This window comes from Pseudomonas sp. CG7 (genome assembly GCF_023701885.1).
Classification (GTDB): Bacteria; Pseudomonadota; Gammaproteobacteria; order Pseudomonadales; family Pseudomonadaceae; genus Aquipseudomonas; species Aquipseudomonas zanjanensis.
Map to the genome: position 1 here is coordinate 1 of NZ_JABAEE010000085.1, position 26514 is coordinate 26514.

Annotated in this window: 28 protein-coding genes; 11 read left to right on the forward strand and 17 right to left on the reverse strand. The window is 61.9% G+C overall.

Going from position 1 to position 26514, the window contains the following annotated elements; all coding sequences use genetic code 11:
• Positions 1 to 297: 297 nt before the first annotated feature.
• Genes HGO40_RS25595 through rloA form a run of 3 tightly spaced genes read right to left on the reverse strand, consistent with a single transcriptional unit; the run spans position 298 to position 3364 of the window.
• Positions 298 to 1290, reverse strand: a complete 993-nt coding sequence (locus tag HGO40_RS25595) for an alpha-L-glutamate ligase-like protein (RefSeq protein ID WP_250965301.1) — start codon at positions 1288 to 1290, stop codon at positions 298 to 300.
• Positions 1290 to 2822: an osmotic stress tolerance membrane protein RloB gene (gene rloB / locus HGO40_RS25600; protein ID WP_186709676.1), complete on the reverse strand. Its 1533-nt coding sequence runs from the start codon at positions 2820 to 2822 to the stop codon at positions 1290 to 1292. Before rloB ends, HGO40_RS25595 begins: the two co-directional genes overlap by 1 nt.
• Before the next feature lie 5 nt (positions 2823 to 2827).
• Complete coding sequence (rloA, locus tag HGO40_RS25605; RefSeq protein WP_250965302.1) at positions 2828 to 3364, reverse strand: retropepsin-like aspartic peptidase RloA; 537 nt, start codon at positions 3362 to 3364, stop codon at positions 2828 to 2830.
• Between the two features lie 284 nt (positions 3365 to 3648).
• On the opposite strand from rloA, the gene HGO40_RS25610 reads away from it, so the two are divergent.
• The 5 genes from HGO40_RS25610 (at position 3649) to prpF (ending at position 10441) form a co-directional block, all read left to right on the forward strand.
• On the forward strand, positions 3649 to 4362 hold the full coding sequence (locus HGO40_RS25610; protein ID WP_186731048.1) for a GntR family transcriptional regulator: 714 nt from the start codon (positions 3649 to 3651) through the stop codon (positions 4360 to 4362).
• Complete coding sequence (gene prpB / locus HGO40_RS25615; protein WP_250965303.1) at positions 4359 to 5243, forward strand: methylisocitrate lyase; 885 nt, start codon at positions 4359 to 4361, stop codon at positions 5241 to 5243. The genes HGO40_RS25610 and prpB overlap by 4 nt, the downstream gene beginning before the upstream one ends.
• Positions 5244 to 5284: 41 nt before the next feature.
• Positions 5285 to 6412 carry a bifunctional 2-methylcitrate synthase/citrate synthase gene (gene prpC, locus HGO40_RS25620; RefSeq protein WP_250965304.1) on the forward strand — a complete coding sequence of 376 codons (1128 nt, stop codon included), beginning with the start codon at positions 5285 to 5287 and terminating at the stop codon, positions 6410 to 6412.
• A 196-nt stretch (positions 6413 to 6608) separates the two neighbouring features.
• Positions 6609 to 9200, forward strand: a complete 2592-nt coding sequence (acnD, locus tag HGO40_RS25625) for a Fe/S-dependent 2-methylisocitrate dehydratase AcnD (RefSeq protein ID WP_250965305.1) — start codon at positions 6609 to 6611, stop codon at positions 9198 to 9200.
• A 50-nt stretch (positions 9201 to 9250) separates the two neighbouring features.
• A complete protein-coding gene (gene prpF / locus HGO40_RS25630; protein ID WP_250965306.1) occupies positions 9251 to 10441 on the forward strand; it encodes a 2-methylaconitate cis-trans isomerase PrpF in 1191 nt (396 codons plus the stop codon).
• Positions 10442 to 10714: 273 nt separating this feature from the next.
• Here the strand turns inward: prpF and HGO40_RS25635 are convergent, their stop codons facing one another.
• The 10 genes from HGO40_RS25635 to soxR form a co-directional block, all read right to left on the reverse strand.
• Positions 10715 to 11608, reverse strand: a complete 894-nt coding sequence (locus HGO40_RS25635; RefSeq protein WP_250965307.1) for a metal ABC transporter solute-binding protein, Zn/Mn family — start codon at positions 11606 to 11608, stop codon at positions 10715 to 10717.
• Entirely contained in the window at positions 11609 to 12508 is a 900-nt protein-coding gene (locus HGO40_RS25640; RefSeq protein WP_250965308.1) for a metal ABC transporter permease, read from the reverse strand.
• Positions 12508 to 13260 carry a metal ABC transporter ATP-binding protein gene (locus HGO40_RS25645; protein WP_250965309.1) on the reverse strand — a complete coding sequence of 251 codons (753 nt, stop codon included), beginning with the start codon at positions 13258 to 13260 and terminating at the stop codon, positions 12508 to 12510. The genes HGO40_RS25640 and HGO40_RS25645 overlap by 1 nt, the downstream gene beginning before the upstream one ends.
• Positions 13257 to 14186, reverse strand: coding sequence for a metal ABC transporter solute-binding protein, Zn/Mn family (locus HGO40_RS25650; RefSeq protein WP_250965310.1), 930 nt, complete (start codon positions 14184 to 14186; stop codon positions 13257 to 13259). Before HGO40_RS25650 ends, HGO40_RS25645 begins: the two co-directional genes overlap by 4 nt.
• Positions 14187 to 14221: 35 nt before the next feature.
• Positions 14222 to 14797, reverse strand: a complete 576-nt coding sequence (locus HGO40_RS25655) for a DUF6162 family protein (protein ID WP_250965311.1) — start codon at positions 14795 to 14797, stop codon at positions 14222 to 14224.
• Positions 14794 to 15120, reverse strand: a complete 327-nt coding sequence (locus HGO40_RS25660) for a hypothetical protein (RefSeq protein ID WP_186709646.1) — start codon at positions 15118 to 15120, stop codon at positions 14794 to 14796. The genes HGO40_RS25655 and HGO40_RS25660 overlap by 4 nt, the downstream gene beginning before the upstream one ends.
• Positions 15117 to 15659, reverse strand: coding sequence for a PA2404 family protein (locus HGO40_RS25665; protein ID WP_250965312.1), 543 nt, complete (start codon positions 15657 to 15659; stop codon positions 15117 to 15119). Before HGO40_RS25665 ends, HGO40_RS25660 begins: the two co-directional genes overlap by 4 nt.
• Positions 15656 to 16870, reverse strand: a complete 1215-nt coding sequence (locus tag HGO40_RS25670; RefSeq protein WP_250965313.1) for a PepSY-associated TM helix domain-containing protein — start codon at positions 16868 to 16870, stop codon at positions 15656 to 15658. Before HGO40_RS25670 ends, HGO40_RS25665 begins: the two co-directional genes overlap by 4 nt.
• Before the next feature lie 307 nt (positions 16871 to 17177).
• Positions 17178 to 17636, reverse strand: coding sequence for a VOC family protein (locus HGO40_RS25675; RefSeq protein ID WP_250965314.1), 459 nt, complete (start codon positions 17634 to 17636; stop codon positions 17178 to 17180).
• Between the two features lie 104 nt (positions 17637 to 17740).
• On the reverse strand, positions 17741 to 18193 hold the full coding sequence (soxR, locus tag HGO40_RS25680) for a redox-sensitive transcriptional activator SoxR (RefSeq protein WP_250965315.1): 453 nt from the start codon (positions 18191 to 18193) through the stop codon (positions 17741 to 17743).
• 96 nt (positions 18194 to 18289) lie between these two features.
• Here soxR and HGO40_RS25685 point away from each other — a divergent pair, with 96 nt between their 5' ends.
• The 5 genes from HGO40_RS25685 (at position 18290) to HGO40_RS25705 (ending at position 22935) form a co-directional block, all read left to right on the forward strand.
• The gene (locus HGO40_RS25685) at positions 18290 to 18655 is read left to right on the forward strand and encodes an antibiotic biosynthesis monooxygenase (protein ID WP_250965316.1); all 366 of its coding nucleotides are present in this window, start codon (positions 18290 to 18292) and stop codon (positions 18653 to 18655) included.
• 116 nt (positions 18656 to 18771) lie between these two features.
• A complete protein-coding gene (locus tag HGO40_RS25690) occupies positions 18772 to 19038 on the forward strand; it encodes a hypothetical protein (RefSeq protein ID WP_250965317.1) in 267 nt (88 codons plus the stop codon).
• A 102-nt stretch (positions 19039 to 19140) separates the two neighbouring features.
• Positions 19141 to 19755, forward strand: a complete 615-nt coding sequence (locus HGO40_RS25695) for a LysE family translocator (RefSeq protein ID WP_053123629.1) — start codon at positions 19141 to 19143, stop codon at positions 19753 to 19755.
• Between the two features lie 159 nt (positions 19756 to 19914).
• The gene (locus HGO40_RS25700) at positions 19915 to 21081 is read left to right on the forward strand and encodes a cysteine desulfurase family protein (protein WP_250965318.1); all 1167 of its coding nucleotides are present in this window, start codon (positions 19915 to 19917) and stop codon (positions 21079 to 21081) included.
• 45 nt (positions 21082 to 21126) lie between these two features.
• Positions 21127 to 22935: an aminopeptidase P family protein gene (locus HGO40_RS25705; RefSeq protein ID WP_250965319.1), complete on the forward strand. Its 1809-nt coding sequence runs from the start codon at positions 21127 to 21129 to the stop codon at positions 22933 to 22935.
• A gap of 9 nt (positions 22936 to 22944) precedes the next feature.
• Here HGO40_RS25705 and HGO40_RS25710 read toward each other — a convergent pair whose 3' ends face one another.
• Positions 22945 to 23535 (reverse strand): 2-hydroxychromene-2-carboxylate isomerase, encoded by a 591-nt coding sequence (locus tag HGO40_RS25710; RefSeq protein ID WP_250965320.1) that lies wholly within the window; start codon positions 23533 to 23535, stop codon positions 22945 to 22947.
• Positions 23536 to 23569: 34 nt separating this feature from the next.
• On the reverse strand, positions 23570 to 24298 hold the full coding sequence (locus HGO40_RS25715) for an SDR family oxidoreductase (protein WP_250965321.1): 729 nt from the start codon (positions 24296 to 24298) through the stop codon (positions 23570 to 23572).
• 89 nt (positions 24299 to 24387) lie between these two features.
• Between HGO40_RS25715 and HGO40_RS25720 the strand changes: the two genes are divergently transcribed.
• Entirely contained in the window at positions 24388 to 24957 is a 570-nt protein-coding gene (locus HGO40_RS25720) for a TetR/AcrR family transcriptional regulator (RefSeq protein WP_250965322.1), read from the forward strand.
• A 6-nt stretch (positions 24958 to 24963) separates the two neighbouring features.
• Here HGO40_RS25720 and HGO40_RS25725 read toward each other — a convergent pair whose 3' ends face one another.
• Positions 24964 to 25245, reverse strand: coding sequence for a hypothetical protein (locus HGO40_RS25725; RefSeq protein WP_014337379.1), 282 nt, complete (start codon positions 25243 to 25245; stop codon positions 24964 to 24966).
• Between the two features lie 168 nt (positions 25246 to 25413).
• On the reverse strand, positions 25414 to 26304 hold the full coding sequence (gene rhtA, locus HGO40_RS25730; protein WP_250965323.1) for a threonine/homoserine exporter RhtA: 891 nt from the start codon (positions 26302 to 26304) through the stop codon (positions 25414 to 25416).
• Positions 26305 to 26514: the final 210 nt, after the last annotated feature.

A 26514-nucleotide genomic window follows, 5' to 3' on the forward strand; every position in this document is an offset into this window, starting at 1 on the left:
CGGCCGTTCAGGCGGGGGAGCGATTGTAATCCCTCTGTAGGATTTGCTCCTAGAGGGATGTCGGTATTGAACAGGTCTGAAGCTTCAATGAGACCCGTGGCGAGGGAGCTTGCTCCCGCTGGGCTGCGAAGCGGCCCCCTGGGCAGTTGAGCGCGATCATTCTGATACACCGAGGTGCTGGGCTTTGGGGTTGCTGCGCAACCCAGCGGGAGCAAGCTCCCTCGCCACAGGTTTTAACCCTTAACCTCATTCAGCCTTCAAATCTCAGCATTAGCCATCAAGCCTCAGGCTCAAGTATCAGCTTCCACCCTCAACCGGCGGAATATGCCCAAACAACTCCTGGGCAAACGCCACGCGCTCTTGCGCGGTTTCGATAACGCCGCGGGCCTGGAGTTCTTCCAGGCGGGCTTCCACCGCGTGGGTGCGCAAGGTCAGGCCGCTATCGTTGGCGATCTGGATGTTCAGGCCCGGGCGGGCGTTCAGCTCCAGGATCAACGGCCCTTTCTCCTGGTCCAGCACCATGTCGACGCCGATGTAGCCCAGCCCGCACAATTCATAGCAACCGGCGGCCAGTTTCATGAAGCCGTCCCAGTAGGGCAGTTGCACGCCGTCCACCGCGTTGGTGGTGTCTGGGTGTTTGGTGATGATGTTGTTCAGCCAGGTGCCGCGCAGGGTCAGGCCGGTGGCGAGGTCGACGCCGACGCCGATGGCGCCCTGGTGCAGGTTGGCCTTGCCGCCGGACTGACGGGTCGGCAAGCGCAGCATGGCCATCACCGGATAGCCCATCAGCACGATGATGCGGATGTCCGGCACGCCTTCGTAGCTGATGCTCTTGAAGATCTGGTCCGGCGTCACGCGGTACTCGATCAGCGCTCGGTCACGGTGCCCGCCCAAGGAATACAGGCCAGTGAGGATGCTGGAGACATGGTGCTCGATCTCCTCATGGCTGATGATCTTGCCGGACACCGTGCGGTAGCGACCTTCGAAGCGGTCGGCGATGACGATGATGCCGTCGCCGCCCGCGCCCTGGGCTGGCTTGATGACGAAGTCGGTGCGCCCGCCGATGATCTCGTCGAGCTTGTCGATTTCCTTCTCGGTGGAGATCACCCCGTACAGCTCTGGCACATGGATGCCGGCGGCGATGGCCCGTTCCTTGGTGATGATCTTGTCATCGACGATGGGGTACAGGCTGCGCTTGTTGTACTTGAGCACGTAGTCGGCATTGCGCCGGTTGATGCCCATGATGCCCCGGGCTTCCAGGGCCTTCCAGGTCTTCCAGAAGCCGAACATCAGGAGTCTGCCTTGAGGAAGGCCTTGAACCGCACCAACTCGGTCAGGCGGTAGCCGCGATAACGACCCATGGCCAGCATGAAGCCCACCAGGATCAGCAGGATCGCCGGGAAGGTGAACACGAAGTAGACCAGTTCCGGCACGCTCATGATCAGGTGCGCCAGGGACGCGGCGAACAGGGTGCCGATGGCGACTTTCATCGCGTGGCCGGCGCCGCGCTCTTCCCAGGTGATGGACAGGCGTTCGATGGTCATGGTCAGGATCACCATTGGGAACAGCGCCACCGACAAGCCGCGCTCCAGGCCCAGCTTATGGCTGAACAGGCTGATGGCGGCGATCAGCACCACCACGAACGTCAGCACCACCGAGAGCCTCGGCAGCATCTGCAGCTTGAGGTGCTCCAGGTACGAACGCAGCGACAGGCCCAGCGTGGTGATCACCGTGAACAGGATGATGCCGAAGCCCAGTTGGGTTTCGCGGAAGGCGAGGGCGATCAGCACCGGGGTGAAGGTCCCCAGGGTTTGCAGGCCGATCAGGTTGCGCAGCACCAGGATCACCAGCACGCCAATCGGGATCATCACCATGATCATGAAGGTTTGCTGGGTCTGCAGCGGCAGGCCGTAGAGGGAATATTCGAGGAAGTTGGCGTCGGTGTTCTCGTCCGTCAGCTTGGCCAGGCGAATGGCGTTCATTTCGCTGTTGTTCATGCTGAAGGTGACGGTGGCTTTCTTGCCGCCATCGACGGTGATCAGGTTCTCGTCGCCGGTCCACCACAGCAGGCGGTCGGTGGGCAGGCCCTGTTCGCCGGAGTCCGGGTTGAAATACAGCCAGTCGGTGCCGTTGAAACTGCGCAGCCACAACTCAGGTGTCTGCGGCTGGTCGGCCACCAGACGGATGGTGTGGACCTTTTCCACCGGCACGTGGGCGATGGACAGTACCAATTCGACGATGCGCGCCTTGTTGGCTGAGGAAGGATCACCGGCCAGCAACAGCTTGACGTTGTCGTCGTTGAGGTTGTTGACCCGCTTGATCGCTTCGCTGATGAACGTCTCGACGTCGGCCGAGTGCTGGCGGATCGGTGCGAGCAGGGCTTCGGCTGCGAGTTTTTCCGGGCCTTCGACGGCGATGCTGTCGCGGAAGGTCGGACCCTTGACCTTGGTTTTCTCGGCGCTGTAGCGCTTGGTCAGCACCAGGCGGTAATAAAGGGTCTGGTTGCCCTTGGCGCGACGGGCCGACCAGGTCACCTTGCGGTTGCCGTCGACCCGGTTCACCGCCACACCGTAGTTATTGGAAATGAAACTCTCGTTGAGGCTCACGTAGTCGCGGCTCAGGGGCGGCACGAACATCTGGATCTTCACCGGATCCTTGGCGTTGGGCACGAATTCGACCTTGGCGTCGATGTTCCACAAGTCGTCGGTGGCGTCTTCGGTGACCGGGATGCCGAGCACGAAAATCTGATAGGCCGTTACCGACAGGCCCAGCACCACCAGGATGGCGATCAGCATTTTCAAATGGAGGGTAAGGGAGCGCATTGGAATTACTCTGCGGTTTGAGCGGCATTGGCGCAGGCGGGTTTGCCGGCAGCGTATTTAAGACTGGGGTCGACCAGCGCGTCGAAGCGCTTGAGCGCCTCGGAACCGATCAGCAACGGGTATTGGAAGGCGCTGCGGTCGGTCAGGTTCACGTCGATGCTGCGCAGGGCCGAGCCCATGCAGATGTCCAGTTCGATGACCGGCCGGGCCGTGTATTTCTTGCCTTCTTCCGGGTCGTAGTCACCGGCGCGGCGCTTGATCTTGCTGACTCGGGCCAGCGGACGTTCGATGGGGTGCGAGTGGGCCGCGTCGATGGCCAGGTAAAAGCGCCCCCAGGATTCGCCATTGCGCTTGAAGCGCTTGATGTCCCGGGCACTGAGTGAGGCGGTCTTGGCGCCGGTGTCCAGCTTGGCGGCGACCTCCAGGTCGATGCCCTGCAGGGCGGCATATTCGTTAAGGCCGTACACGGTTTTTTCACCCGCCACGGCAAGCCCCGGCAGGCACATGAAATAGAAAGCAGCAGATAAGGGCTTGAGTGTCATAGATCCTGGTGCGCAGCGTTCCGTTTATCGGTTCAGGCCCTGGCATTACTGCACAAGCTCCCTAGGCAGCCTTTCTCTATAAAAGGAGAGCGGCGAATAACCGCGGCATTCTAGCACGGTGGTTTTCTGGCGCCACCGCTGGCCGGACGCTACGAGTCTCTTCATATAGCAGGGTTATCGGCAAAGCGTTTATTAGACGATTGTCGACAATATTGATTTTTGTTTTGACGTTAAGGGCACTATTGGTTAGTTTTTGCCATATTGATTTTCAAGGTGTCGACAATATGCTCGATCAGCTCGAAACCCCGGTGGTCGCCCAGGATGACTCGGAGACCCTGTCCGAGAACGTCTTCCGGCGTATTCAGGCCGCTATCGTCAAGGGCGAGATCGCGCCTGGCAGCAAGATCTCCGAGCCCGAGCTGGCGCGCACCTACGGCATTAGCCGCGGGCCGCTGCGCGAGGCGATCCACCGCCTGGAAGGCCAGCGCCTGCTGGTGCGGGTGCCCCACGTCGGTGCCCGGGTGGTGTCGCTGAGTCATGCCGAGCTGTTGGAACTCTATGAAATCCGTGAGTCCCTCGAAGGCATGGCCTGCCGCCTGGCGGCCGAACGCATGACCTTGGAAGAAATCGACGAACTGCGCCGGGTCCTCGAGACCCACGAGCGCGATGCGGCGTTCCAGGCCGGGGTCGGTTACTACCAGCAGGAAGGCGATTTCGACTTTCATTACCGGATCATCCAGGGCAGCGGCAACCGCACCCTGACGCAGATGCTCTGCGGCGAGCTATACCAATTGGTGCGCATGTACCGCATCCAGTTCTCCACCACGCCCAACCGTCCGCGCCAGGCCTTTGCCGAGCACCATCGGATTCTCGACGCCATCGCCGACCGTGACGGCGAACTGGCTGAATTATTGATGCGCCGGCACATCGGCGCGTCCAAACGCAACATTGCGCGTCATTTCCAGGACAGCGCCGCCACTGAACGAGGTGAGTCATGAGCAACAGCACTCCAGGCCAGCGTTTCCGCGATGCGGTCGCCAGCGAGCATCCGCTGCAAGTGGTCGGCACGATCAACGCCAACCACGCGCTGCTGGCCAAGCGCGCCGGTTTCAAGGCGATCTACCTGTCGGGTGGCGGCGTCGCGGCCGGTTCCCTCGGCGTGCCGGACCTGGGCATCACCGGCCTGGATGACGTGCTGACCGATGTGCGTCGCATCACCGATGTCTGCGACCTGCCGCTGCTGGTAGACGTGGACACCGGTTTCGGCTCCTCGGCGTTCAACGTGGCGCGCACGGTCAAGTCGATGATCAAGTTCGGCGCCGCGGCGATCCATATCAAGGACCAGGTCGGCGCCAAGCGTTGCGGCCACCGTCCGAACAAGGAAATCGTCTCCCAGCAGGAGATGGTCGACCGCATCAAGGCCGCCGTCGATGCCCGTACCGATGACAGTTTCGTGATCATGGCCCGTACCGATGCCCTGGCGGTGGAAGGCTTGGAGTCGGCCCTGGACCGCGCCGCCGCGTGCATCGAGGCCGGTGCCGACATGATTTTCCCCGAAGCCATCACCGAACTTGAAATGTACAAGCTGTTTGCCAGCCGCGTGAAAGCGCCGATCCTGGCCAACATCACCGAATTCGGCGCGACCCCGCTGTACACCACCGAACAGCTGGGCGGTGCCGACGTGTCCCTGGTGCTGTATCCGTTGTCGGCCTTCCGGGCCATGAACAAAGCGGCCGAAAACGTCTACACCGCGATTCGCCGCGACGGCACGCAACAGAATGTCATCGACACCATGCAGACCCGCATGGAGCTTTACGATCGCATCGACTACCACACCTTCGAGCAGAAGCTCGATGCGTTATTCGCGGCGAAGAAGTAAGGCGCGACTCCCCTACAAATTCAAGAAAATGGAGACAGCAAATGGCCGAAGCAAAAGTACTCAGTGGCGCCGGGCTCCGTGGCCAGGTGGCCGGGCAAACCGCCTTGTCCACCGTGGGCCAATCGGGCGCCGGCCTGACCTATCGCGGCTACGATGTTCGCGACCTGGCGGCAGATGCGCAATTTGAAGAAGTCGCCTACCTGCTGCTGTACGGCGAGCTGCCGACCCAGGCCCAGCTGGACGCCTACACCGGTAAACTGCGCCAGTTGCGCGATTTGCCCCAAGCCTTGAAAGAAGTGCTGGAGCGCATTCCCGCCGACGCCCACCCGATGGACGTGATGCGCACCGGTTGCTCGTTCCTGGGCAACCTGGAACCTGAGCAGGATTTCTCCCAGCAGCACGACAAGACCGATCGCCTGCTGGCCGCGTTCCCGGCGATCATGTGCTATTGGTATCGCTTCAGCCACCAAGGCCAGCGCATCGACTGCGTGACCGACGAAGTGTCCATCGGCGGGCATTTCCTGCACCTGCTGCACGGCAAGAAGCCGAGCGAGCTGCACGTCAAGGTGATGAACGTCTCGCTGATCCTCTACGCCGAGCACGAATTCAACGCTTCGACCTTCACCGCCCGGGTCTGCGCTTCCACGCTGTCGGACCTGTTCTCCTGCATCACTGCCGCCATCGGTTCGCTGCGGGGCCCGCTACATGGCGGTGCCAACGAGGCGGCGATGGAAATGATCGAGCGTTTCAGCTCGCCCCAGGATGCCATCGAAGGCACCCTCGGCATGCTGGCGCGCAAGGACAAGATCATGGGCTTCGGCCACGCGATCTATAAGGACAACGACCCGCGCAACGAGGTGATCAAGGGCTGGTCGAAAAAACTCGCTGACGAAGTGGGCGACACGGTGCTGTTCCCGGTCTCCGAAGCCATCGACAAGACCATGTGGGAGCAGAAAAAACTGTTCCCCAACGCCGATTTCTACCATGCCTCGGCGTACCACTTCATGGGCATCCCGACCAAGCTGTTCACGCCGATCTTCGTTTGCTCGCGCCTGACCGGCTGGGCCGCCCACGTGTTCGAACAACGCGCCAACAACCGCATCATCCGACCGAGCGCCGAGTACACCGGCGTCGAACAGCGCAAGTTCGTGCCAATCGAACAACGCTGAGCTGGAGGGTTCTAGCCGCAGGCACTGGATACCCCCGAAACCCTGTGGGAGCGAGCTTGCTCGCGATTGCGCACTGACATTCAACATTAATGTCGACTGATGCACCGCTATCGCGAGCAAGCGCGCTCCCACAGGGGCCGGGGGTAATCCAAGGCCGGCCAACCCCTCTGAAACCACCGTGACCCGAGTCCTGACGATGAACACAGAATTTCGCAAACCGCTGCCCGGCACTTCGCTGGATTATTTCGACGTTCGCGGGGCAGTGGAGGCCATTCGCCCCGGCGCCTATGACGGCCTGCCGTATACCTCCCGCGTGCTGGCGGAAAACCTGGTGCGGCGCTGCGACCCGGCCACGCAGCGCGAGTCGCTGCTGCAACTGATCGAGCGCAAGCGCGACTTGGACTTCCCGTGGTTCCCGGCGCGCGTGGTGTGCCATGACATCCTCGGCCAGACTGCCCTGGTGGACCTCGCCGGCTTGCGTGACGCCATCGCCTTGCAGGGTGGCGACCCGGCGCAGGTCAACCCGGTGGTGCCGACGCAACTGATCGTCGACCATTCCCTGGCGGTGGAAAGCGGTGGTTCCGACCCGCAAGCCTTCGCCAAGAACCGCGCCATTGAAGACCGCCGCAACGAAGACCGCTTCCACTTCATCAACTGGACCAAGAAAGCCTTCAAGAACGTCGATGTGATTCCGCCGGGCAACGGGATCATGCACCAGATCAACCTGGAAAAAATGTCGCCGGTGATCCAGCAGCGTGACGGCGTGGCCTTCCCCGACACCTGCGTCGGCACCGACAGCCACACGCCCCACGTCGATGCCCTGGGCGTGATCGCCATCGGCGTCGGTGGCCTGGAAGCCGAAAGCGTCATGCTCGGTCGCGCCTCGTGGATGCGCCTGGCGGAAATCGTCGGCGTCGAGCTGCCCGGCAAGCTGCAACCGGGCATTACCGCCACCGACATGGTGCTGGCGCTGACCGTGTTCCTGCGCAAGCAGAAAGTCGTCGGGGCGTGGCTGGAGTTCTTCGGCGAAGGCGCCAGCGCCCTGACCCTGGGCGACCGCGCGACCATCTCCAACATGGCCCCGGAATACGGCGCCACGGCGGCGATGTTCCATATCGATCAACAGACGATCGATTACCTGAAGCTCACCGGCCGCGAAGACACCCAGGTGCAGTTGGTGGAAACCTATGCCAAGCACGTGGGCCTGTGGGCCGATAGCCTCAAGGGCGCGCAATACGAGCGTGGCCTGACCTTCGACCTGTCGTCGGTGGTGCGCAACATGGCAGGTCCCAGCAACCCCCACGCCCGTGTCGCGGTGTCGGACCTGGCCGCCAAAGGCATTTCCGGCCAGTGGGACGATGTGCCCGGACAAATGCCCGACGGCGCGGTGATCATCGCCGCGATCACCAGTTGCACCAACACCAGCAACCCGCGCAACGTGATCGCCGCCGGCCTGCTGGCGCGCAACGCCAACCGCCTGGGCCTGGCCCGCAAGCCGTGGGTCAAGTCGTCCTTGGCGCCGGGTTCGAAAACCGTGGCGTTGTACCTGGATGAAGCCGGCCTGACGTCCGAACTCGAGAAGCTGGGCTTCGGCGTGGTGGCGTTCGCCTGCACCACCTGTAACGGCATGTCGGGTGCGTTGGACCCGGTGATCCAGCAGGAAATCATCGATCGCGACCTGTACGCCACCGCCGTGTTGTCGGGCAACCGCAACTTTGACGGGCGTATCCATCCGTACGCCAAGCAGGCGTTCCTGGCCTCGCCGCCGCTGGTGGTCGCGTATGCCATCGCCGGGACCATTCGTTTCGACATCGAGAAGGATGTGCTGGGCGTGGTGGACGGTCGGGAAATCCGTCTCAAGGACATCTGGCCGAGCGATGAAGAAATCGACGCCGTGGTCAAGGCGTCAGTGAAACCCGAGCAGTTCCGCCAGGTGTACATCCCGATGTTCGCTATCCAGGAAGACACCGGGCCGAAAGTGACGCCGCTGTACGACTGGCGCCCACAAAGCACCTACATCCGTCGCCCACCGTATTGGGAAGGCGCACTGGCCGGTGCGCGGCCGCTCAAGGGCATGCGCCCGCTGGCGGTGCTGCCAGACAACATCACCACTGATCACCTGTCGCCGTCCAACGCCATCATGCTGGACAGCGCCGCCGGTGAATACCTGGCGAAAATGGGCCTGCCGGAAGAGGACTTCAACTCCTACGCGACCCACCGCGGCGACCACCTGACCGCGCAGCGCGCCACTTTCGCCAACCCGAAACTGTTCAACGAAATGGTTGTTGAGGACGGTAAGGTCAAGCAGGGTTCCCTGGCCCGGGTCGAGCCGGAAGGCAAGGTCATGCGCATGTGGGAAGCCATCGAGACCTACATGGAGCGCAAGCAGCCGCTGATCATCATTGCCGGTGCCGACTATGGCCAGGGTTCGTCTCGGGACTGGGCGGCCAAGGGCGTGCGCCTGGCAGGTGTCGAGGCGATCGCGGCCGAAGGGTTCGAGCGCATCCACCGCACCAACCTGGTGGGCATGGGCGTGTTGCCGTTGGAGTTCAAGCCCGGTACCGATCGCAAGACCCTGGGCATCGACGGCAGCGAAATCTATGACGTGATCGGCGAGCGCACCCCGCGGGCGACACTGACCCTGGTCATCACTCGCAAGAATGGCGAGCGCGTCGAGGTGCCGATGACCTGCCGCCTCGATACCGCCGAAGAAGTGTCGATCTACGAAGCCGGGGGCGTGTTGCAACGCTTCGCCCAGGATTTCCTGGAGTCGGCGGTCGCCGTTTAAATCGCTTGGGTGGCCGGTGTTCTGGCCACCCATTTTTCAGGAGTTAGAGCATGGCTCACTCGCCTCAAATCAAGATTCCCGCGACCTACATGCGTGGCGGCACCAGCAAAGGCGTGTTCTTCAGCCTGCAAGACCTGCCCGAAGCGGCCCGCGTGCCTGGCCCGGCCCGGGACGCCCTGTTGCTGCGGGTGATTGGCAGCCCTGACCCGTACGAGAAGCAGATCGATGGCATGGGCGGCGCAACCTCCAGCACCAGCAAGACGGTGATCCTGTCCAAGAGCACCCGGGCCGACCACGATGTCGATTACCTGTTCGGCCAGGTGTCCATTGATAAACCGTTCGTGGACTGGAGTGGCAACTGCGGCAACCTGTCGGCGGCGGTGGGGTCGTTTGCCATCAGCAGTGGCTTGGTGGAGCCCGGCCGTATTCCGCACAACGGCGTGGCCGTGGTGCGGATCTGGCAGGCCAACATCGGCAAGACCATCATCGCCCATGTGCCGATCACCGAGGGCGCGTTGCGGGAAACCGGTGACTTCGAACTCGACGGCGTGACATTTCCGGCGGCCGAAGTGCAGTTGGAGTTCATGGACCCGGCGGCCGAGGAAGAGGGCGGTGGCGGCTCGATGTTCCCGACTGGCCATTTGGTGGATGACTTGGAGGTGCCCGGTGTCGGTACTTTGAAGGCGACGCTGATCAACGCCGGGATCCCGACGATTTTCATCAATGCTCGCGATGTGGGCTACACCGGCACCGAGTTGCAAGGTGCTATCAATGGCGACCCCAAGGCGTTGGCGATGTTCGAAACCATTCGCGCCCACGGCGCCTTGCGCATGGGCTTGATCAAGCACCTGGACGAAGCCGCCCAGCGCCAGCACACGCCGAAAGTGGCATTCGTGGCACCGCCGGCGGACTACGTTTCATCCAGCGGGAAAGCCGTGGTGGCTGGTGACGTTGATCTGTTGGTACGCGCGCTGTCCATGGGCAAGCTGCACCACGCCATGATGGGTACGGCAGCAGTGGCCATCGGCACGGCCGCGGCGATTTCCGGCACCCTGGTGAATCTCGCGGCGGGCGGCATCGAGCGCAACGCCGTGCGCTTCGGCCACCCGTCCGGCACCTTGCGCGTCGGCGCCGAGGCCAGCCAGGTCAACGGCGAATGGACCGTAAAAAAAGCCATCATGAGCCGCAGTGCGCGGGTTTTGATGGAAGGGTTCGTGCGGGTGCCAGGGGATGCTTTCTAACTCAATACTTCAGGAATAACCAAAACCTGTGGGAGCGAGCCTGCTCGCGATGGCGGTGGATCAGTCGACGCCAATGTCGAATGTGCCGACCCCTTCGCGAGCAAGCCCGCTCCCACAGTGGATTTGTGGTGAACACAGAATCTTCGAACATCCACGACAAACCTGTGGGAGCGGGCTTGCTCGCGAAAGCGGTGTGTCAGTCCACATCAATGTTGAATGCGCAGACCCCATCGCGAGCAGGCTCGCTCCCACAGGTTGATCGTATTTCTTCCGTCAGTCCGCCGTCAGCGCGGTGACCACCAGCCCCACATTACTTTCCAGCTCGGCCACCGGATCGGGCCCGTCGGTGCTCAACACAAGCAGTTGGCTACCTCCTTCGGTAATGGCGGCCTTCAGCGCATCCGAGGGTTGGCGGTGATGCAGCACCAGCGCTACGTCGTTGTCTTTCAATATCGCACTCAACTGCTTGAGGGCTTCGGCTGACCACTCGGCATCGGGCCGGGTGTCGGTGCTGATGGCGTCCAGGTTGAGCCCGCTGATCAGGTAGCCGAAATGCTCGCTCAGGCTGACCACGCTCAAGTTATCGGCGCTGGCGAGGCGTTTTTCGCTGTCGGCGCTGAGTTTGAGCAGGCGCTGCTTGAGGGCCGCCAGGTTGGCGTCGATTTTCGATTTGTCCGCCGGGGCCAGGCGCACCAGGTCGGCGGCGATCACGTCGGCCCTGCGCCCCAGGTTATGGCTGGCCATCCATGGTTGACTTGCCAAGCCGTCAGTCATGCCCGGTTGCACGGCGATACCGGGCAGGGCGCCGTCCACCGGGCGCGCGGCATCGACTTCGACGATGCGGATATTGCTGCGTCGGGCCATGGGGTACAGCGGATCGTCCGGCCAGAGCGAGCGCAGGCCGACCACCCCATCGGCATTGCTGGCCAGTTTGCTCAAGGCCGGTGCGCCCCGGCCGCTGAAGTAGGCGCTCTGGCGGGTGCCGGGCAGATTGTCGGGCGCGGCCCGCTCCAGGCTGACCTCGGTGCCCTTGAGCAAGGCCTCGCTCAACCCATAGGTGACCGGCAGCGATGCCAGCAGACGGACCTTTTCGTCGGCGAATGACGAGGTGACGGCCACGCCGCACAACGCGACGGCCAGGGTCAGTTGTCGCAATGAAAAAACCATTTATCCAAGATTCCCTTTGAGGCTGGGGACGACACCACGGGCGATGGCGCTCAGGGCGAAGGCGATGCCGGCCACCAGGATGATCGCGGCACCGGACGGGATCGGCAGGTCGAACACAATCGGCGCGAGGATCCCGCACAAGGTACTGACGGTGGCGATCAGCACCGAACACCAGAAAAAGCCTTTCAATGATTGGCTGAGCAAGCGCGCCGCCGCAGCGGGAATCACGAGCAACGCGCCCACCAGAATGGCACCGATGACTTTCACCGCCGCCACGGTGATCAGCGTTACCAGGACCACGAACAGGTAGTCCAGGGTCTTGACCGCCACCCCGCGCACCGCCGCCAGTTGCGGGTTGAAGCTGGCGAGCATGATGCGGTTGTACAGCGGCAAGGCCAGGGCCATCACCAGCGAGCCGACCACCGCCAGCACCAGCAGGTCATTGCCATTGACCGTCAGTACCGAGCCGAACAGTACGTTTTCCAGGATGTGTACATTGATCTTGCCCGCCAGGATCAGCAGCAGGCTGGCGCCCAGGGCCAGGGACACCGACAGGAAGACGCCGATCAGCGTATCGGGCGCCAGGCCGGTGCGGTTGCGCAGGTAATTGAGCAGGATGCCGAACAGCAAGCAGTAGCCGAACAGGCTGCCGTAAGGCCCGGTGTAGGGCTCGCCGAGCAGGATGCCGATGGCCACGCCGGTCAGCGCCGCGTGGCCCACCGCTTCGGAGAAAAACGCGAAGCGCTTGACCACCACCAGCGTGCCGAGGCCGCCCAGCACCGGACCGATCAATAGCCCGGCCAGTAGTGCATTGACGACGAACCCATAGGCCAGCGCCTCGGGCAGGTAACCGGCCGAAGCCCACCCCTGGACCATCAAACGATAGGCTTCATAACTCATCAAGCCGCGCTCCCGTTCGGGCGTGGATGGGTGGAAAACAGCGTCAGCAGCCGCTCAGGGGTCAGGGTCTGGCGTGGCGGGCCGTCGAACAGCACTCGACGATTCAGGCCGGTGACACGGTCGGCCAAGCGTCCGACGGCTTCCAGGTCATGTTCGATCCACAGCACGGTGATCCCGGCCTGGCGCCAGTCCAGCAGCAACCGTTCGAACACCTGGATACCGGCCTCGTCCAGGGCCGACATCGGTTCATCCAGCACCAGCAATTGCGGCGAGGGAATCAACCCCTGGGCCAGCAACACCCGCTGGCGCTCGCCGCCGGACAGCGCGCCCATGCGTCGCTTGCGCTTGTCCTGCATGCCGACCCGCTCCAGGGCCTGGCCAATGGCGCCGGCGTAATGCTTGCTCACGCCGAGAAAGGCCGGCCGCCGCTGACACATTGCCGCCATGAAATCATCCACCGTCATGGGCAGGCCCCGGTCGAATTCCAGCGCCTGGGGCACGTAGCCGATCACCCCCGGTTCGCCCGGCCATTGCAGGCTCAAGCGGCCCTGGTGCGGCATTTGCCCGAGCAAGGTCTTGATCAGCGAACTCTTGCCGCCGCCATTGGGGCCGACCAGGGCATGGATGCTGCCGGGCTCCACCTGGAAGGCGACGTTGTCGAGAATGCTGGTGCGGCCCAGGTTCAGGCTGACCTCGGCGAACGCAATCAAGGGACCCGCGGGGTGCAGGGTGAGGGGTTCCTGGACAGTCATGCGCCGGACTCCTGGATCGCCCGGACCACGGTGTCGAGGTTGCCGGCCATTTCTTTTTCGTACTTCTCGGCACTGTAGTCGCCGTAGGAAATGTGCGAGAGCGGGTACAACTTCACGCCCGATTCACGCTGGATGGTGTCGACGTAGGTGGAAGGGAAATCCATCTCCGAAAAGATCACCTTCACGTCCAGCTCGCGCAATTGATCGATGGTTTTCTTCAATTGGCTGGGGCTCGGCTCGATGCCATGGGCCGGCTCGACCACGGCGGTCACTTCCAGGCCGAATTCGCGCAGCAGATAGTCGTAGGCGGCATGCACCGTGGCGACCCGCAATTCGGCATTGGGGGCCTGGGTCAGTTTCGCCAGGGCGGCGGCGCGCATCTGCCGCAGGCGCTTGCCGTAGGCGCGGGCGTTCTGGGTGTACGCCTTGGCAGTGTCCGGGTCGAGCTTGCCCAACTCCCGGGCAATGTTATTGTCCTGGGCGATAGAGGCGCTGATGGACAGGAAGGTGTGCGGGTTCACCACCTTGCCCGCGCCTCGGGCGGCAGTGCCGGTGGCGGCCAGCAGGGGCACGTTCTCGTTGGCCTCGATGACCTTCACGTTCGGGGTTTCGCTGGCTGCGATCATGCGGTCGGCAAAATCGTCGTGACCGACGCCGTTCAGCACGATCACGTCGAGGCCGCCGATACGCTTGATGTCTTCGGCCCGGGGCTCATAGGCGTGGGGGTTGAAACCGGCCGGGATCAGCGGCACGACCTCGGCCTTGTCGCCGACGATGTTGGACACGTAGCTGTAATACGGGTGCAAGGTGATACCGATGCGCAGGCGCTTGGCTGTTTCGGCGCTCACCGGCGAGGTGAACAGGCAGGCCAGCAGGCCGATCAACAGAAGGCGCAGCAAGGGTCGGCGTTGGGATGCAATAGGCATGGGCAAACGGTCTTCTCTCGAATGAAGGCGTGGGGTCAGTGCCGGTGCTGGCGGGTTACGCCGGCATCGTATTGCGCGACGATCTGTCGCCAGCCAGCGGCGGACAAAGCCGCGTCGTCCAGGGTGGTGGGCGTCGCGAGGCCCGCGCCGCGGTTGAGCCAGATGTCCGGGGCGGCGTCGGACGCTTCGCCGATGCGCATCAGAAACGAACCAGCCACCGACGAATTGGCACTGGCGCCGAAGTAGGCCAAGTCCTGCAGTTGTTGCCAGGCATGGCCGCCGCGGCTGACGGAACTGGCGGCCTGGGCGAATGGCGCAAAGCCTTCCTCGGCCAGGGTCTGCGGGGCGGGCAGGGTGTGTTGGTCTTCGCGCAGCAAGCGGATTTCATCCAGGGTCACCCGCAGGTCGGCATAGATACCTTGCTCGGCGGCGCTGAGGTCGCGGCGGGCGTCGAGTTGGTTCGAGGCCAGGTGAGGGGCCTCTTCGGCTTTGCCATGCCACGCCACCACGGACCCGGCCACCAGCACGATGACCAGGCACAGCAACAACACATACAGGGTTTCATGACCCGCGCCGGCGGGACGGATGACTTGAGTCGTGGCGTTGCTCATGGGGCCTCGATGTCGGCTTGGTCGATTTCCACCACGTGGCCGGGGCCGGCGTCGAAGAGTACGTAGAATTCAGCGTTCGGTTTCTTGAAGGTCAGCTTCGAGTCGGCGCCGAGCTTGCCCGGGACGAGGATGGTTTCGTCATAACCGATCACGTCGAGGGTCACCCCCGGCGCACCGCTGCCGTCGGAAAAACCACCGGTGCATTGGATCTGCTCGGCGTCGATGGCCTTGCACTCGCACATCGGGTTGTGGGCCAGGACGCTGGTGCTTGCGCCCGCGCATAACAGCAGCGCCAGGCCCTTGGATAAGGCGCGAAGGGTCATGGTTTGGCTCCTTGATTTTTCAGCCAGGCAACAGTGGCCGGGGAGGCCTGGCTCAGGGGGATGGAAGCCTGATGCATCGAACCGTCCCAACCCTCCAGGGTTATCCACAGTTCGGCGTCGGGCTGGGTCTTTGCCGGGACGGGCAACAAGGCACCCATACGGTAGGGCGAGCCGAAGAAAATCACCCCGGCGGCCCTAAGGCTGCGAGGTTTGCCGATGCGCAGATAGGTGGCCTTGACCTGGCCGATACAGCTTTGGCACAGAGCCGCGTTGAAGTGTTTCATGGGGCCGGCAGGCCCTTGGATGCGTGGGGCTTCGTTGCGAAATTCCGCCAGGCGCAGGCTCCAGGGTCCGACCTGGACTTCGCCGACTTCCCGCTCGCCCAGCCCGGCATCACCGCGGAACAGCGCGGCTTCGGAGAGGTATTTAGGCATGAACCCCAGGGGGATCAGCAGCAACAGCACGTTGAGGTGGAAGCGCCATTTATGCCAGAACAGGCTCAGGCGCGACGGTGATGAAGCGGCATTGGATGGGGTCACAGGCTGCCCTCCGACGATTCGCGGTGGACGGACGGTTGCAATGCCTGCGTGAGGCGGGCGCCACGGGTAGGTTTCTGGCTACGCTTGAAGGCATTGGCGGTGGCCAGGGCCGTGCGTTTGGTCCAGATCAGCAGCCCGCTGAGGACCATCATGCTCATGATCAAACCGAAGAAAAACCAGATGAGCTTGATCCAGAGGCCGCCGAAATCCCCGGTGTGCAAGGGCCGCATGGATTCGGTGACGAACTCCAGGGTCGTGCGATCGGACAGCAGCCGCGAGGCGGCCACGTCACCGTTGTAGGGGTTGATGGTGGCAGTCTGGAACATCAGCGGATACCAGCCGCGGCCGCCGATTTCCAGATGGCTGTAGGCATTGGCGGGCAGGCTGATGAAACTTGCTTCCAGTCCCGGGATGCGTTGCTGGGCGATCTCGATGGCCCGGTCCAGGTTCAACAGCGGGGGCGGCAGGCCGTCGACGGACAACGGCACGTTTTCACGGGCCACCACCGGGATGCCCGGTTCGCTGGAAATGGAGATCTGGTTGTCGCCCAGCAAGGCCTGGATCAGGAACCAGGTGCCGGTGACGGAGATGACCGCGATGAACCAGATCGACCAGATCCCGCTGAGCCGGTGGAAATCACCCCAGAAAATCCGCGCGCCATGGCGGATTCGCAGGGTCGGACGCAAGAAGCCTTTCCAGAAACGCTTGTAGACCACCAGCCCCGTCACCAGTGACGCGAGCAACGGCAGGCCCAGGAACGACACCAGGTACCAGCCCCAGCTGTAGCCGTTGGTGAACGGCACCAGCCACCAGCCATGCAGGGCGCGGGTGAAGGCCTGGAAGTTGACCGTCGGCGCCGAGCCCTGGATGGCGCCGCTGTACGGGTTGACGTAGACCGTGTCGGGACGTCCGTCAGGGTAGGTCACGCCGACTTCCAGGGCAAAATGCGACTCGTCCGGGCGAATGATGTTTTGCACCTGGGTTTGCGGCTGGGCCTGCTTGATCGCGCTGATGATCTGGTCGTAGCTGAGCAGCGCGGCATCGTCCGAGGGCTTGCTGGCGCGCATCTCAGGGTTGACGAGCCAGACGATCTCCTGGCTGACCACCGCCAGGGTGCCGGTGACACAGACAATGAGCACGAAGAACCAGATGGGCAATGCCAGCCAGCTATGGACCAGGAACCAGAGTTTGGAGCGGGATTTCTTCGACATGATTGAACGTCTTGATTCGATGAAAGGTTCCGTATTACGGGCTTCGTAATACCCGTGAACCCAAAAAGCAGGCCGTGGCTTTTGCCGACGCGGTCTGCTGCATCTAATTAAGACGAACGAGCGATCCCAATCCTGAAGGGAAAGATGAAAGAAAATGTTTCGCGTGGTAGGAGCTGCCGAAGGCTGCGATCTTTTGATCTTTTGATCTTTTGATCTTTCGCTTGAGACTCAAGTGTCTGGGGAAAGATCGCAGCCTCGTTGCACTCGGCAGCTCCTACAGGGGGCGAACCAGTGATTACCAGTCAAGTCAGCCTTGTTGAAATATCTCCCTGGCCCGTTGCTCGATCTGTTCCTGGCTCAGATCCTCTTTGTGTGTCGCCAGGAACCATAGATGCCCATAGGGATCCTTCAAGGTGCCGGTGCGATCCCCATAGAACTGGTCCTTGACCTCGGAAATCACCGTGCCGCCCGCGGCAATGGCCTGGGCGAATGCGCTGTCCACATCTTCGACATAGAGATGCAGGCCGACCGATGGCGATGTGTCCGGGTTACTCAGCGGGCCTTGATCGCAAGGGGTGCCGAGCATGATCGGATATCCGTTGATCCGCAGTTCGGCATGCCCGATGCCGCCATCGGGCATGGCCAGGCGCATGACCTCGGTGGCATTGAAGGCTTTTTTATAGAAGTCGATGGCTTCGGCGGCTTTTTGAATGCCAAGGTAAGGCGTGATGTTATGGAAACCTTCGGGAATAGCGTTGACGCCCATGACGTTTCTCCTTTTGTTATGGGAGGCGAAGAGAGTCTTCGTCGATTTGCGCCCCTCCACTATAGGCCTGCGAGCCTGGGTGGGCGTGGAGCCCGACGAACGCTTCAGGGCTGTTCCAGCAGATGGGCTCCCGGCCCGTGCTGGCCCAGCACATCGCCCTGATTGCGCAGCGGACACGCTTCCATCGACAGGCATCCACAGCCAATGCAGCCGTTGAGTCGATCACGCAGCGCCATCAATTGGCTGATGCGCTCGTCCAGGTCCCGGCTCCACTGCGCCGACAAGGTCTGCCAGTCGGCGGCCGTTGGGGCACGGTTGTCCGGCAGTTTTTTCAACGCCTCGCCGATCTCCGCCAAGGGAATGCCCAGGCGCTGGGCGACCTTGATCAGTGCCACGCGGCGCAATACCGCCCGTGGATAACGACGTTGGTTGCCCTGATTGCGCGTGCTTTTGATCAGCCCCTTGGATTCGTAGAAGTGCAGGGCAGTCACCGCCACGCCGCTGCGGGCGGCCACTTGGCCGACGGTGAGTTCCTTGTGGACATCGATTTGCGCCATCGCCTCAATTCACTGCTTGACCTTGACTTAACTAGAGGTTTTACCCTGCACGCCTTCGGATCGCAAGATCCGCCTGACCTGCATAGGGGACCTTTCATGCAATCGCCAAGGAACAATCGCAGTTTCACCCAACTGATGGAATTCGACATCGAACCTCAATGGCAGCAGGCGCTGGTCACGGCCTTGTCGGAACAGACCGAGCGCCTGGCCCGGGACCACCAGGGTTTCCTGAGTGCGAGTATCCAGGCCAGCGAGGATGGTCGGCGCGTGCTCAACTATTTGCAGTGGCAAACCCGCGAGGCCGGCGAGGCGGCGCTTCGAAGCTTCGATAGTGGCGACTCGGGTTTCTGGCGGCTGATCCAGGTTCATCGAGCCAAAGCCGTCACATTCGGCTCGTTCCAGGTGCTACGCAACATTGAGCGCAGCCTGGACAACGCGCTGCATTGCCAGTTGGTCGATTAAGCGCAACGGCTGATCCAAGTAGGCAATACCCACTATCGAGAGGGTTGATTTCTGCAGCGCAAGGCCGGCGGGTAGCCTTTGTTCATCGCCCAACTCCAGAACACCGGACACCTGCCATGAACCGTACCTTAGCTGTTTTGCTGCTGTTGGCCGCCACCCTCTTGGGCGGCTGCGCCAGCTCCTCCCCGGAGCTGCGCCCCTACACCGCCGACGAGACTCGCGAGCTGGCCCTTGAAGCCTTGAATCGCCGAGGCCTTTCGTTCGAGGAGTACCACGCAAAGAAAGCCGAGCTGCTCGGCTCGTCACCGAAAAACGTGGGGTTCGACGATCAAGGCCAGATGAGCGCCGAGCAGGTCGTGCAACAGCCAGGCCGGTCAAGCTAAGGACTGTACCGCTCAAAGTTTTGCCTAACTGTCCGTGGGTTTGGGCCAGGACGTGGGGTAGGGTCGTGACTTGACTGACCGCCCCTGATGGACTGACCTGACATGACCCTTTCGCTTGACCTGCTGCTGGGCTTCGCCCTGTTTGCCCTGGTGACTTCGATCACGCCCGGCCCTAACAACACCATGTTGTTGGCCTCGGGTGTCAATTTCGGTTTCAACCGCACCATTCCGCACATGCTGGGCATTACCTGCGGCTTCTTTTCCCTGGTGCTGGCGGTAGGCCTTGGCCTGGGTGCGGTGTTCCAGACATATCCACTGCTCTATACCGCGCTGCGCTACATCGGCGCCGCATACCTGTTGTACCTGGCGTGGAAAATTGCCCACTCCGGTCCGGTTTCGGACAGCCAGCCGGGGAACAATACGCCGATCAGCTACTGGGGCGCCGCGGCGTTCCAATGGGTCAATCCCAAGGCCTGGATCATGGCCATCGGTGCCATCAGCACCTACACGCCACTTCAAGGCTACTTCTTCAATGTGCTGGTGATTGCGGCGGTGTTTGCCTTGATCAACCTGCCAAGCGTGAGCCTGTGGGTGGTGTGCGGCAGCCTGTTGCGCAACCTGTTGCGGGACCGTCGCTGGTTGCGCGTGTTCAACTGGGGCATGGCGCTGTTGTTGGTCGCTTCGATGTATCCGTTGCTGCTCGAAAGCATCAGTTGAGGGCTGAGCTTCGACGCGATGCCTGCTAAGCTCGCTGTTCAGGAGCGTTCCTACGCACTTTTAAACGAAGTCCGACTTCTTTAAGGTCTTTGATCAGGTATTGCTAGTCTCGAACCCAACGAGGGCGCCTGATCCCGGAGCAGGCTCTGCGAGTTTCCTATGAATAAACGTCCTTTGTATTTCGATTATGCCGCCACCACGCCGGTGGATGAGCGGGTCATCCGAGTCATGGTCGAGTGCCTGGGTTTTGACGGCAACTTTGGCAACCCGGCTTCCAGTTCCCACGCCTTCGGCCAGGAGGCCCGGCGCTCGGTGGAGCGTGCCCGCCAGCAGGTGGCGCAATTGGTGGGGGCCCAGCCCGAACAGATCGTCTGGACGTCCGGCGCCACCGAATCCAACAACCTGGCCCTCAAGGGTGTGGCCCAGTCACGCGGTGCTTGCGCCGGCCACATCATCACCAGCCTGATCGAGCACAAGGCGATTCTCGATACGGCGCACCAACTCGAAGAGAGCGGCGTCGCGGTCACCTGGTTGGCGCCGGACGCCGAGGGGCTGGTCAGCCCACAGGCGGTTCGCGAGGCGTTGCGTGAAGACACGTTCCTGGTGTCGCTGATGCTGGTGAACAACGAACTGGGCACCGTCAACGACGTCATCGCCATCGGCGAGATCGTTCGCCAGCACGGTGCGTTGTTTCATGTGGACGCCGCCCAAGGCGCCGGCAAGGTACAGATCGACCTGTCCCACTGGCCGGTGGACCTGATGTCTTTTTCCGCGCATAAAATCTACGGCCCCAAGGGCATCGGTGCGCTCTACGTCGGCGACCGTGCCCGGCCACGGCTGTCGGCGCAGATTCATGGCGGTGGCCATGAGGGCGGTTTGCGCGCCGGGACCCTGGCGACCCACCAGATTGCCGCCATGGGCGCCGCATTCGAATTGGCAGCCACGGCATTCGACGAAGAACTCGCTAAAGTCGCCCGATTGCGCAATCGTTTGCTCGAGCCGCTGCTGGCCTTGCCCGGAGTGTGTATAAACGGCAGTGCAAGCTGCCGGATTCCCCACACCCTGAGCCTGACGTTCAACGAAGGTGAGTTCAATCCGGCGACATTGGGCGCATCGATTGCGTTTTCCGCGACCTCGGCCTGCAATTCGGCGCAGAACACGCCGTCCCACGTGCTGCTGGCCCTGGGTCACGATGCCCGGGCGGCCGGGCGGACCATTCGCTTGAGCTTGGGGCGCTTTACCACCGAGCAGGATATCGATGAGGCGGTGCGGTTGATCAAGGCCGCGTGCGCGACTGCGCCGGCATTCTGGGTCACCACTCAATAAGCCGTCTTCGGCATCGAACAACAATTTCAATGAGCAGGAGAAACAATGAGCACCGAGCCTTTGCCCCATGGACTGGTTCCCCAGCGTCTGGCCCGAATCCGCCAACTGATGAGCCGAGAGGGCGTTCACGCATTGCTGGTGCCATCGGCCGACCCGCATCTGTCTGAATACCTGCCGGGTTATTGGCAGGGACGACAATGGTTGTCGGGGTTCCATGGCTCGGTGGGTACCTTGATCGTAACCGGCAGTTTCGCCGGTGTCTGGGCTGACAGCCGTTATTGGGAGCAGGCGACCAAGGAGCTGGAGGGCAGCGGTATCGAGTTGGTCAAGCTCATTCCGGGCCAGTCCGGTCCGCTGGACTGGCTGGCCGAACAAACGCCCGAGGGCGGGGTGGTCGCGGTCGATGGTGCAGTCATGGCCGTGGCCTCGGCCCGCACCCTGGGCGGCAAGCTCGCCGAACGCGGCGCGCGGTTGCGCACCGACATAGACCTGCTCAAGGAAGTCTGGACCGATCGCCCGAGTTTGCCGGATCAACCGGTCTACGCCCATTTGCCGCCCCAGGCGACCGTCAGCCGCGTCGAAAAGCTCGCCAAGTTGCGCGAATCCCTCCAGGAGCGTGGTGCCGACTGGCATTTCATCGCCACGCTGGACGACATCGCCTGGTTGTTCAACCTGCGCGGTGCGGATGTGTCGTTCAACCCGGTGTTCGTCTCCTTTGCCTTGATTAGCCAGCAGCAGGCAACGCTGTTCGTGGCCCTGGACAAGGTTGACGCACCGTTGCGGGCCGTTCTGGCGCAGGACGGCGTGACCCTGCGTGATTACAGCGAAGCCGCCGCCGCGTTGCGTGAAGTGCCGGACGGCGCGAGCCTGCAGATCGATCCGGCGAGGGTGACGGTCGGCTTGCTGGATAACCTGGGCAGCGGCGTGAAGCTGGTCGAAGGCCTGAATCCAACGACGCTGGCTAAATCGCGCAAAAGCCTGGCCGACGCCGAGCACATCCGTCGCGCCATGGAGCAGGACGGCGCGGCGCTCTGTGAGTTTTTCGCCTGGCTGGAAGGGGCCTGGGGCCGCGAGCGCATCACCGAGCTGACCATCGACGAGCACCTGACCGCCGCCCGCACGCGCCGGCCAGACTTCGTCTCCCTGAGTTTCAACACCATCGCTGCCTTTAACGCCAACGGCGCGATGCCTCATTACCACGCGACGGAAGAAGCCCATGCGGTCATCGAAGGTGATGGCCTGTTGCTGATCGATTCCGGCGGCCAGTACTTGGGAGGCACCACGGACATCACCCGTATGGTGCCGGTCGGAACACCCACCGCTGAGCAGAAACGTGATTGCACGCGCGTGCTCAAGGGGGTGATTGCCCTGTCCCGGGCCAAATTTCCGCGGGGTATTCTTTCGCCCTTGCTCGATGCCATTGCTCGGGCGCCGATCTGGGCGGAGCAGGTCGATTACGGCCACGGCACCGGCCATGGCGTAGGCTATTTCCTCAATGTCCACGAAGGCCCGCAGGTGATTGCCTATCAAGCCGCTGCCGCGCCGCAAACGGCGATGCAGGCCGGGATGATCACCTCGATCGAACCGGGCACTTATCGTCCCGGCCGCTGGGGTGTGCGCATCGAGAACCTGGTGTTGAACCGCGAAGCCGGAAGCAGCGAGTTCGGTGAGTTCCTTAAGTTCGAAACCCTCACCCTGTGCCCGATCGACACCCGCTGCCTGGAACCTTCGCTGCTGACCCAGGATGAAAAAGACTGGTTCAACGCCTACCATGCCGAGGTTCAGCGTCGATTGAGCCCATTGCTGGACGGTGACGCACTGCAATGGCTCAACACCCGGACGATGGCGATCTGATCTATAGGATCAGGCGAGGGCTTCACGGACGAAGTCCAGCCGATCCTGGCCGAAAAACAGCTCGTCGCCGACAAACATGCTCGGGGCGCCAAATATGCCCCGGCCGATGGCTGCTTCGGTGGCGCTCTTGAGTGCTTGTTTAACCTGCTCGTCGTTCGTCAGGGCCAGCACGTAGTCGGCGTCGAAACCGCCTTCGTTCAGGACCGATGCGACCGTCGCCGGGTCATTGAGGTTGCGGGCGTCCACCCAAAAGGCGCGGAACAGGCAATCGACGAATGCCTCGAAGCGTTCGGGGTGGCGCAGTTGCATGCCGGTCACTGCGCGCATCAGCAACAGTGTGTTGACGGGAAAGTGTGGATTGAACTGGAACGCGACGCCGTAGCGTTTGGCGAAGCGATTCAGATCCTTGAATAGGTAAGGGTTCTTGGCCGGCACTGTTGCCGGCGATGCGTTGCCGGTCGCCTTGAAGACGCCCCCCAATAACATCGGACGGTAGATCAACTGGCTGTTTGTCTGTGCACACAGCGTTGGCAGCTGGGTGTAGGCCAGGTACGTCGTCGGACTGCCCAGATCGAAGTAAAACTCCACGGATTTGCTCATGGTAACTGTGCTCTTGTTGTTATGAGGGGAGGGGTTACCAGCGTTCGCTCCAGGGGCGCAGGTCCAGCTCGAAGGTCCAGGCGTCGCGGGGTTGGCTGTGCAGGTACCAATAATTGTCGGCAATGTGTTCGGGGTTCAGGATGCCGTCCTGATCCTTGGTGGCATACTTTTCCGGGAAGTTATCGCGGATGAAGTCGGTGTCGATAGCGCCGTCCACCACCACATGAGCCACATGGATATTCAGCGGCCCCAGTTCACGGGCCATGCTTTGGGCCAGCGCCCGAATGCCATGCTTGGCCCCCGCGAATGCGGCGAACCCCGAAGCGCCGCGTAATCCCGCTGTTGCCCCGGTAAACAGGATTGTCCCGCGCTGGCGCTTGACCATGCGCTTGGCCACTTCCCGTGCATTGAGAAAGCCTGAGAAGCAGGCCATTTCCCAGATCTTGAAATACTTGCGCGCGGTTTCTTCAAGGATGCTGCAGGGGACGTTGGCGCCGATGTTGAACACAAAGGCTTCGATCGGGCCGATCTGGTTCTCGATTTGCTCGATGAGTGCGATCACGTCGTCTTCTTTGCGTGCATCACAGGCGAACCCGTGGGCTTCGCCGCCTTCGGCGCGGATGCCGTTGACCAGCGGCTCGAGTTTATCGGCGCTGCGACGGGTCACACAGGCCACGTAACCTTCCTCGGCGAAGCGTCTGGCGATCGCTCCGCCAGTGGCATCGCCTGCGCCAACAACCAGTACGACCTTCTTGTTATTCATGGTTAGCCTCATTGGTAAACGATCGTTAACTAAACGGACGTTATGCTAAGATCCGGCAAGCGTCAAGGTGAGCGATCAGGGGCAGGACCATGCGATATTCAGCCAATCACAAAATGGAAACCCGCGAGAAACTGCTCGCCAGCAGTGCCGTATCCGCCAAGAAATCAGGTTTCTCCACGGTCGGTGTCGATGGCCTGATGAAAGCGATCGGGTTGAGCGGCGGCGCGTTCTACAGCCACTTCTCATCCAAGGATGAGCTGTTCAAGGCCATTGTTGAGCGGGAACTGGCCCAAAGCCTCGACCGCTTGAGCGGCGACGGCGCCATGGACTCGATGAAACTGGAGCGCTGCCTCAAGCAATACTTGAGCATGAGCCATGTCGAGCAGCCCGAGGCAGGGTGTGCGTTGCCGGTACTGGGCGCTGAGATCGCACGATCAGATGCCCAAGTGAGGGAGGCGGCGCAAACGTGGATCTGCCGTTTGCATGAAAGTTGGGCGCGGATATTGGGAAGCGACAGCCTGGCCTGGGCCATTCTGTCTCAATGCGTGGGGGCATTGGTGGTTGCGCGGATGTTGGTCTCGCCGCAGGTCCAGCGTGACGTCCTCAGGTCCAGCCATGAGGAAATCAGTCGTCGAATGGCCGAACAAGGGCTCGACTAAGGTCGCTTATTTGCAGATGACAATCATGCTGCGGCTGGTATAGCCGGCGGGGTTGAGGCCGAAGGGATAATCCCCGGGTTCTTCGACGGCGTCGCCGGACTTGGCAATGACCTTGTAACCCTTGGGAGCGCATGAGTTGGCGGCGCTGGCGGCGCACTGGTCCCAGGATGAGGACAGGCCGGAGCAGTTGATGTGCAGGCCTTTTTTGCCGCGCTTGACTTCTGTTTTCGATGTCGCCGCACAGCCCGCTACTGCAAGTACGGCGATCAGTATCAAAATTCGTTTCATTCCCGTCCTTATAATCGCCGCGGATCTTGTGTCCGCGTACGATCGTGTTCGCTCTTGCGTAAAGCGTTCATGACGTCCTGTATGAAAAAATCCATGTCTGACATTAGGTTACGGACCTAAACATGGCCTAAATGCGCGGCAAATACCAGAGCTTCGTTAAATCCTGCTTCAATCTGCCGCGACGGCAGGCTTTGCCGTATTAGCCATGGTCAGCGTTGCACCCACCGACGCGAGGATGATGCAGGTGATGGCCATCCACTGGGCCAGGGACAAGTACTCCTGGAGAAAGACGAGCCCCGACAAGGCTGCGATTGCCGGTTCGATGCTCATCAGGGTGCCGAAGGTACGGGCAGGCATTCGAGTCAGGGAAATCATTTCCAATGTATAGGGCAGGGCTGTGGACAGGATGGCGACGCCGATGGCGATTGGAATCAGGCTCGGTGTGAGCAGTGCGGCGCCCGCGTGGACAATGCCGATGGGCGCGACGAACAGGGCCGCGATCATGACCCCCAGTGCAGCGGTCTGCACACCATTGTCCGCACCGGCTTTCTGGCCAAACAGGATGTACAACGCCCAGCAGAAACCGGCACCGAGTGCGTAGCCGGCACCCACCAGGTCGATACTGGCGCTGGTCGCGCCGGTCGGTATGAGCAGCAACAGACCCACCACTGCCAGGGCAATCCAGAGAAAGTCGATGGCCCGGCGCGAGGCGTAAATGGCGACTGCCAGAGGCCCGGTGAATTCCAATGCAACGGCGATGCCCAGCGGAACGGTACGAACTGACATATAGAAGAGGAAATTCATGCCGCCCAGTGCCATCCCATAGACGATCACCGTGCGCAGGGACTGGGCGGTGAGCTTGGCGCGCCAGGGGCGTAGCATCAACAGCATGATGAGGCTGGCAAAGATGAGTCGCAGCGTCGTCGTGCCTTGTGCGCCCACTACCGGGAACATGCTTTTGGCGAGGGAAGCCCCCGCTTGAATGGAAGCCATGGCTATTAATAGCAAGGCAACCGGGTACAGGGTGGAAGCCAGGTTGCGATGTGAGAGGGGGGTCATTGCGAAGTGTCGTCCAGAGTAAGTGCGGAGAAGCTGAGTTGAGCAGTATATTGCGCATATGCAGCGATTCCGTCTATATAGCGGCCCTATTTAAGTGCCGTCTCGACGCGTTAGATAGAAAAATCAAATTAAGGGTTGACGGCAGATTCTGGAAGTCTATAATTCGCCCCACTTCCGGCGCAGTCGAAACGGAAAACTCCTTGAGATTCA

Bases quoted from the DNA above. Each gene is read 5' to 3' on its own strand.
- HGO40_RS25595 (WP_250965301.1), bottom strand. From the start codon at position 1,290: ATGTTCGGCTTCTGGAAGACCTGGAAGGCCCTGGAAGCCCGGGGCATC.
- rloB (WP_186709676.1), bottom strand. From the start codon at position 2,822: ATGCGCTCCCTTACCCTCCATTTGAAAATGCTGATCGCCATCCTGGTG.
- rloA (WP_250965302.1), bottom strand. From the start codon at position 3,364: ATGACACTCAAGCCCTTATCTGCTGCTTTCTATTTCATGTGCCTGCCG.
- HGO40_RS25610 (WP_186731048.1), top strand. From the start codon at position 3,649: ATGCTCGATCAGCTCGAAACCCCGGTGGTCGCCCAGGATGACTCGGAG.
- prpB (WP_250965303.1), top strand. From the start codon at position 4,359: ATGAGCAACAGCACTCCAGGCCAGCGTTTCCGCGATGCGGTCGCCAGC.
- prpC (WP_250965304.1), top strand. From the start codon at position 5,285: ATGGCCGAAGCAAAAGTACTCAGTGGCGCCGGGCTCCGTGGCCAGGTG.
- acnD (WP_250965305.1), top strand. From the start codon at position 6,609: ATGAACACAGAATTTCGCAAACCGCTGCCCGGCACTTCGCTGGATTAT.
- prpF (WP_250965306.1), top strand. From the start codon at position 9,251: ATGGCTCACTCGCCTCAAATCAAGATTCCCGCGACCTACATGCGTGGC.
- HGO40_RS25635 (WP_250965307.1), bottom strand. From the start codon at position 11,608: ATGGTTTTTTCATTGCGACAACTGACCCTGGCCGTCGCGTTGTGCGGC.
- HGO40_RS25640 (WP_250965308.1), bottom strand. From the start codon at position 12,508: ATGAGTTATGAAGCCTATCGTTTGATGGTCCAGGGGTGGGCTTCGGCC.
- HGO40_RS25645 (WP_250965309.1), bottom strand. From the start codon at position 13,260: ATGACTGTCCAGGAACCCCTCACCCTGCACCCCGCGGGTCCCTTGATT.
- HGO40_RS25650 (WP_250965310.1), bottom strand. From the start codon at position 14,186: ATGCCTATTGCATCCCAACGCCGACCCTTGCTGCGCCTTCTGTTGATC.
- HGO40_RS25655 (WP_250965311.1), bottom strand. From the start codon at position 14,797: ATGAGCAACGCCACGACTCAAGTCATCCGTCCCGCCGGCGCGGGTCAT.
- HGO40_RS25660 (WP_186709646.1), bottom strand. From the start codon at position 15,120: ATGACCCTTCGCGCCTTATCCAAGGGCCTGGCGCTGCTGTTATGCGCG.
- HGO40_RS25670 (WP_250965313.1), bottom strand. From the start codon at position 16,870: ATGTCGAAGAAATCCCGCTCCAAACTCTGGTTCCTGGTCCATAGCTGG.
- HGO40_RS25675 (WP_250965314.1), bottom strand. From the start codon at position 17,636: ATGGGCGTCAACGCTATTCCCGAAGGTTTCCATAACATCACGCCTTAC.
- soxR (WP_250965315.1), bottom strand. From the start codon at position 18,193: ATGGCGCAAATCGATGTCCACAAGGAACTCACCGTCGGCCAAGTGGCC.
- HGO40_RS25685 (WP_250965316.1), top strand. From the start codon at position 18,290: ATGCAATCGCCAAGGAACAATCGCAGTTTCACCCAACTGATGGAATTC.
- HGO40_RS25690 (WP_250965317.1), top strand. From the start codon at position 18,772: ATGAACCGTACCTTAGCTGTTTTGCTGCTGTTGGCCGCCACCCTCTTG.
- HGO40_RS25695 (WP_053123629.1), top strand. From the start codon at position 19,141: ATGACCCTTTCGCTTGACCTGCTGCTGGGCTTCGCCCTGTTTGCCCTG.
- HGO40_RS25700 (WP_250965318.1), top strand. From the start codon at position 19,915: ATGAATAAACGTCCTTTGTATTTCGATTATGCCGCCACCACGCCGGTG.
- HGO40_RS25705 (WP_250965319.1), top strand. From the start codon at position 21,127: ATGAGCACCGAGCCTTTGCCCCATGGACTGGTTCCCCAGCGTCTGGCC.
- HGO40_RS25710 (WP_250965320.1), bottom strand. From the start codon at position 23,535: ATGAGCAAATCCGTGGAGTTTTACTTCGATCTGGGCAGTCCGACGACG.
- HGO40_RS25715 (WP_250965321.1), bottom strand. From the start codon at position 24,298: ATGAATAACAAGAAGGTCGTACTGGTTGTTGGCGCAGGCGATGCCACT.
- HGO40_RS25720 (WP_250965322.1), top strand. From the start codon at position 24,388: ATGCGATATTCAGCCAATCACAAAATGGAAACCCGCGAGAAACTGCTC.
- HGO40_RS25725 (WP_014337379.1), bottom strand. From the start codon at position 25,245: ATGAAACGAATTTTGATACTGATCGCCGTACTTGCAGTAGCGGGCTGT.
- rhtA (WP_250965323.1), bottom strand. From the start codon at position 26,304: ATGACCCCCCTCTCACATCGCAACCTGGCTTCCACCCTGTACCCGGTT.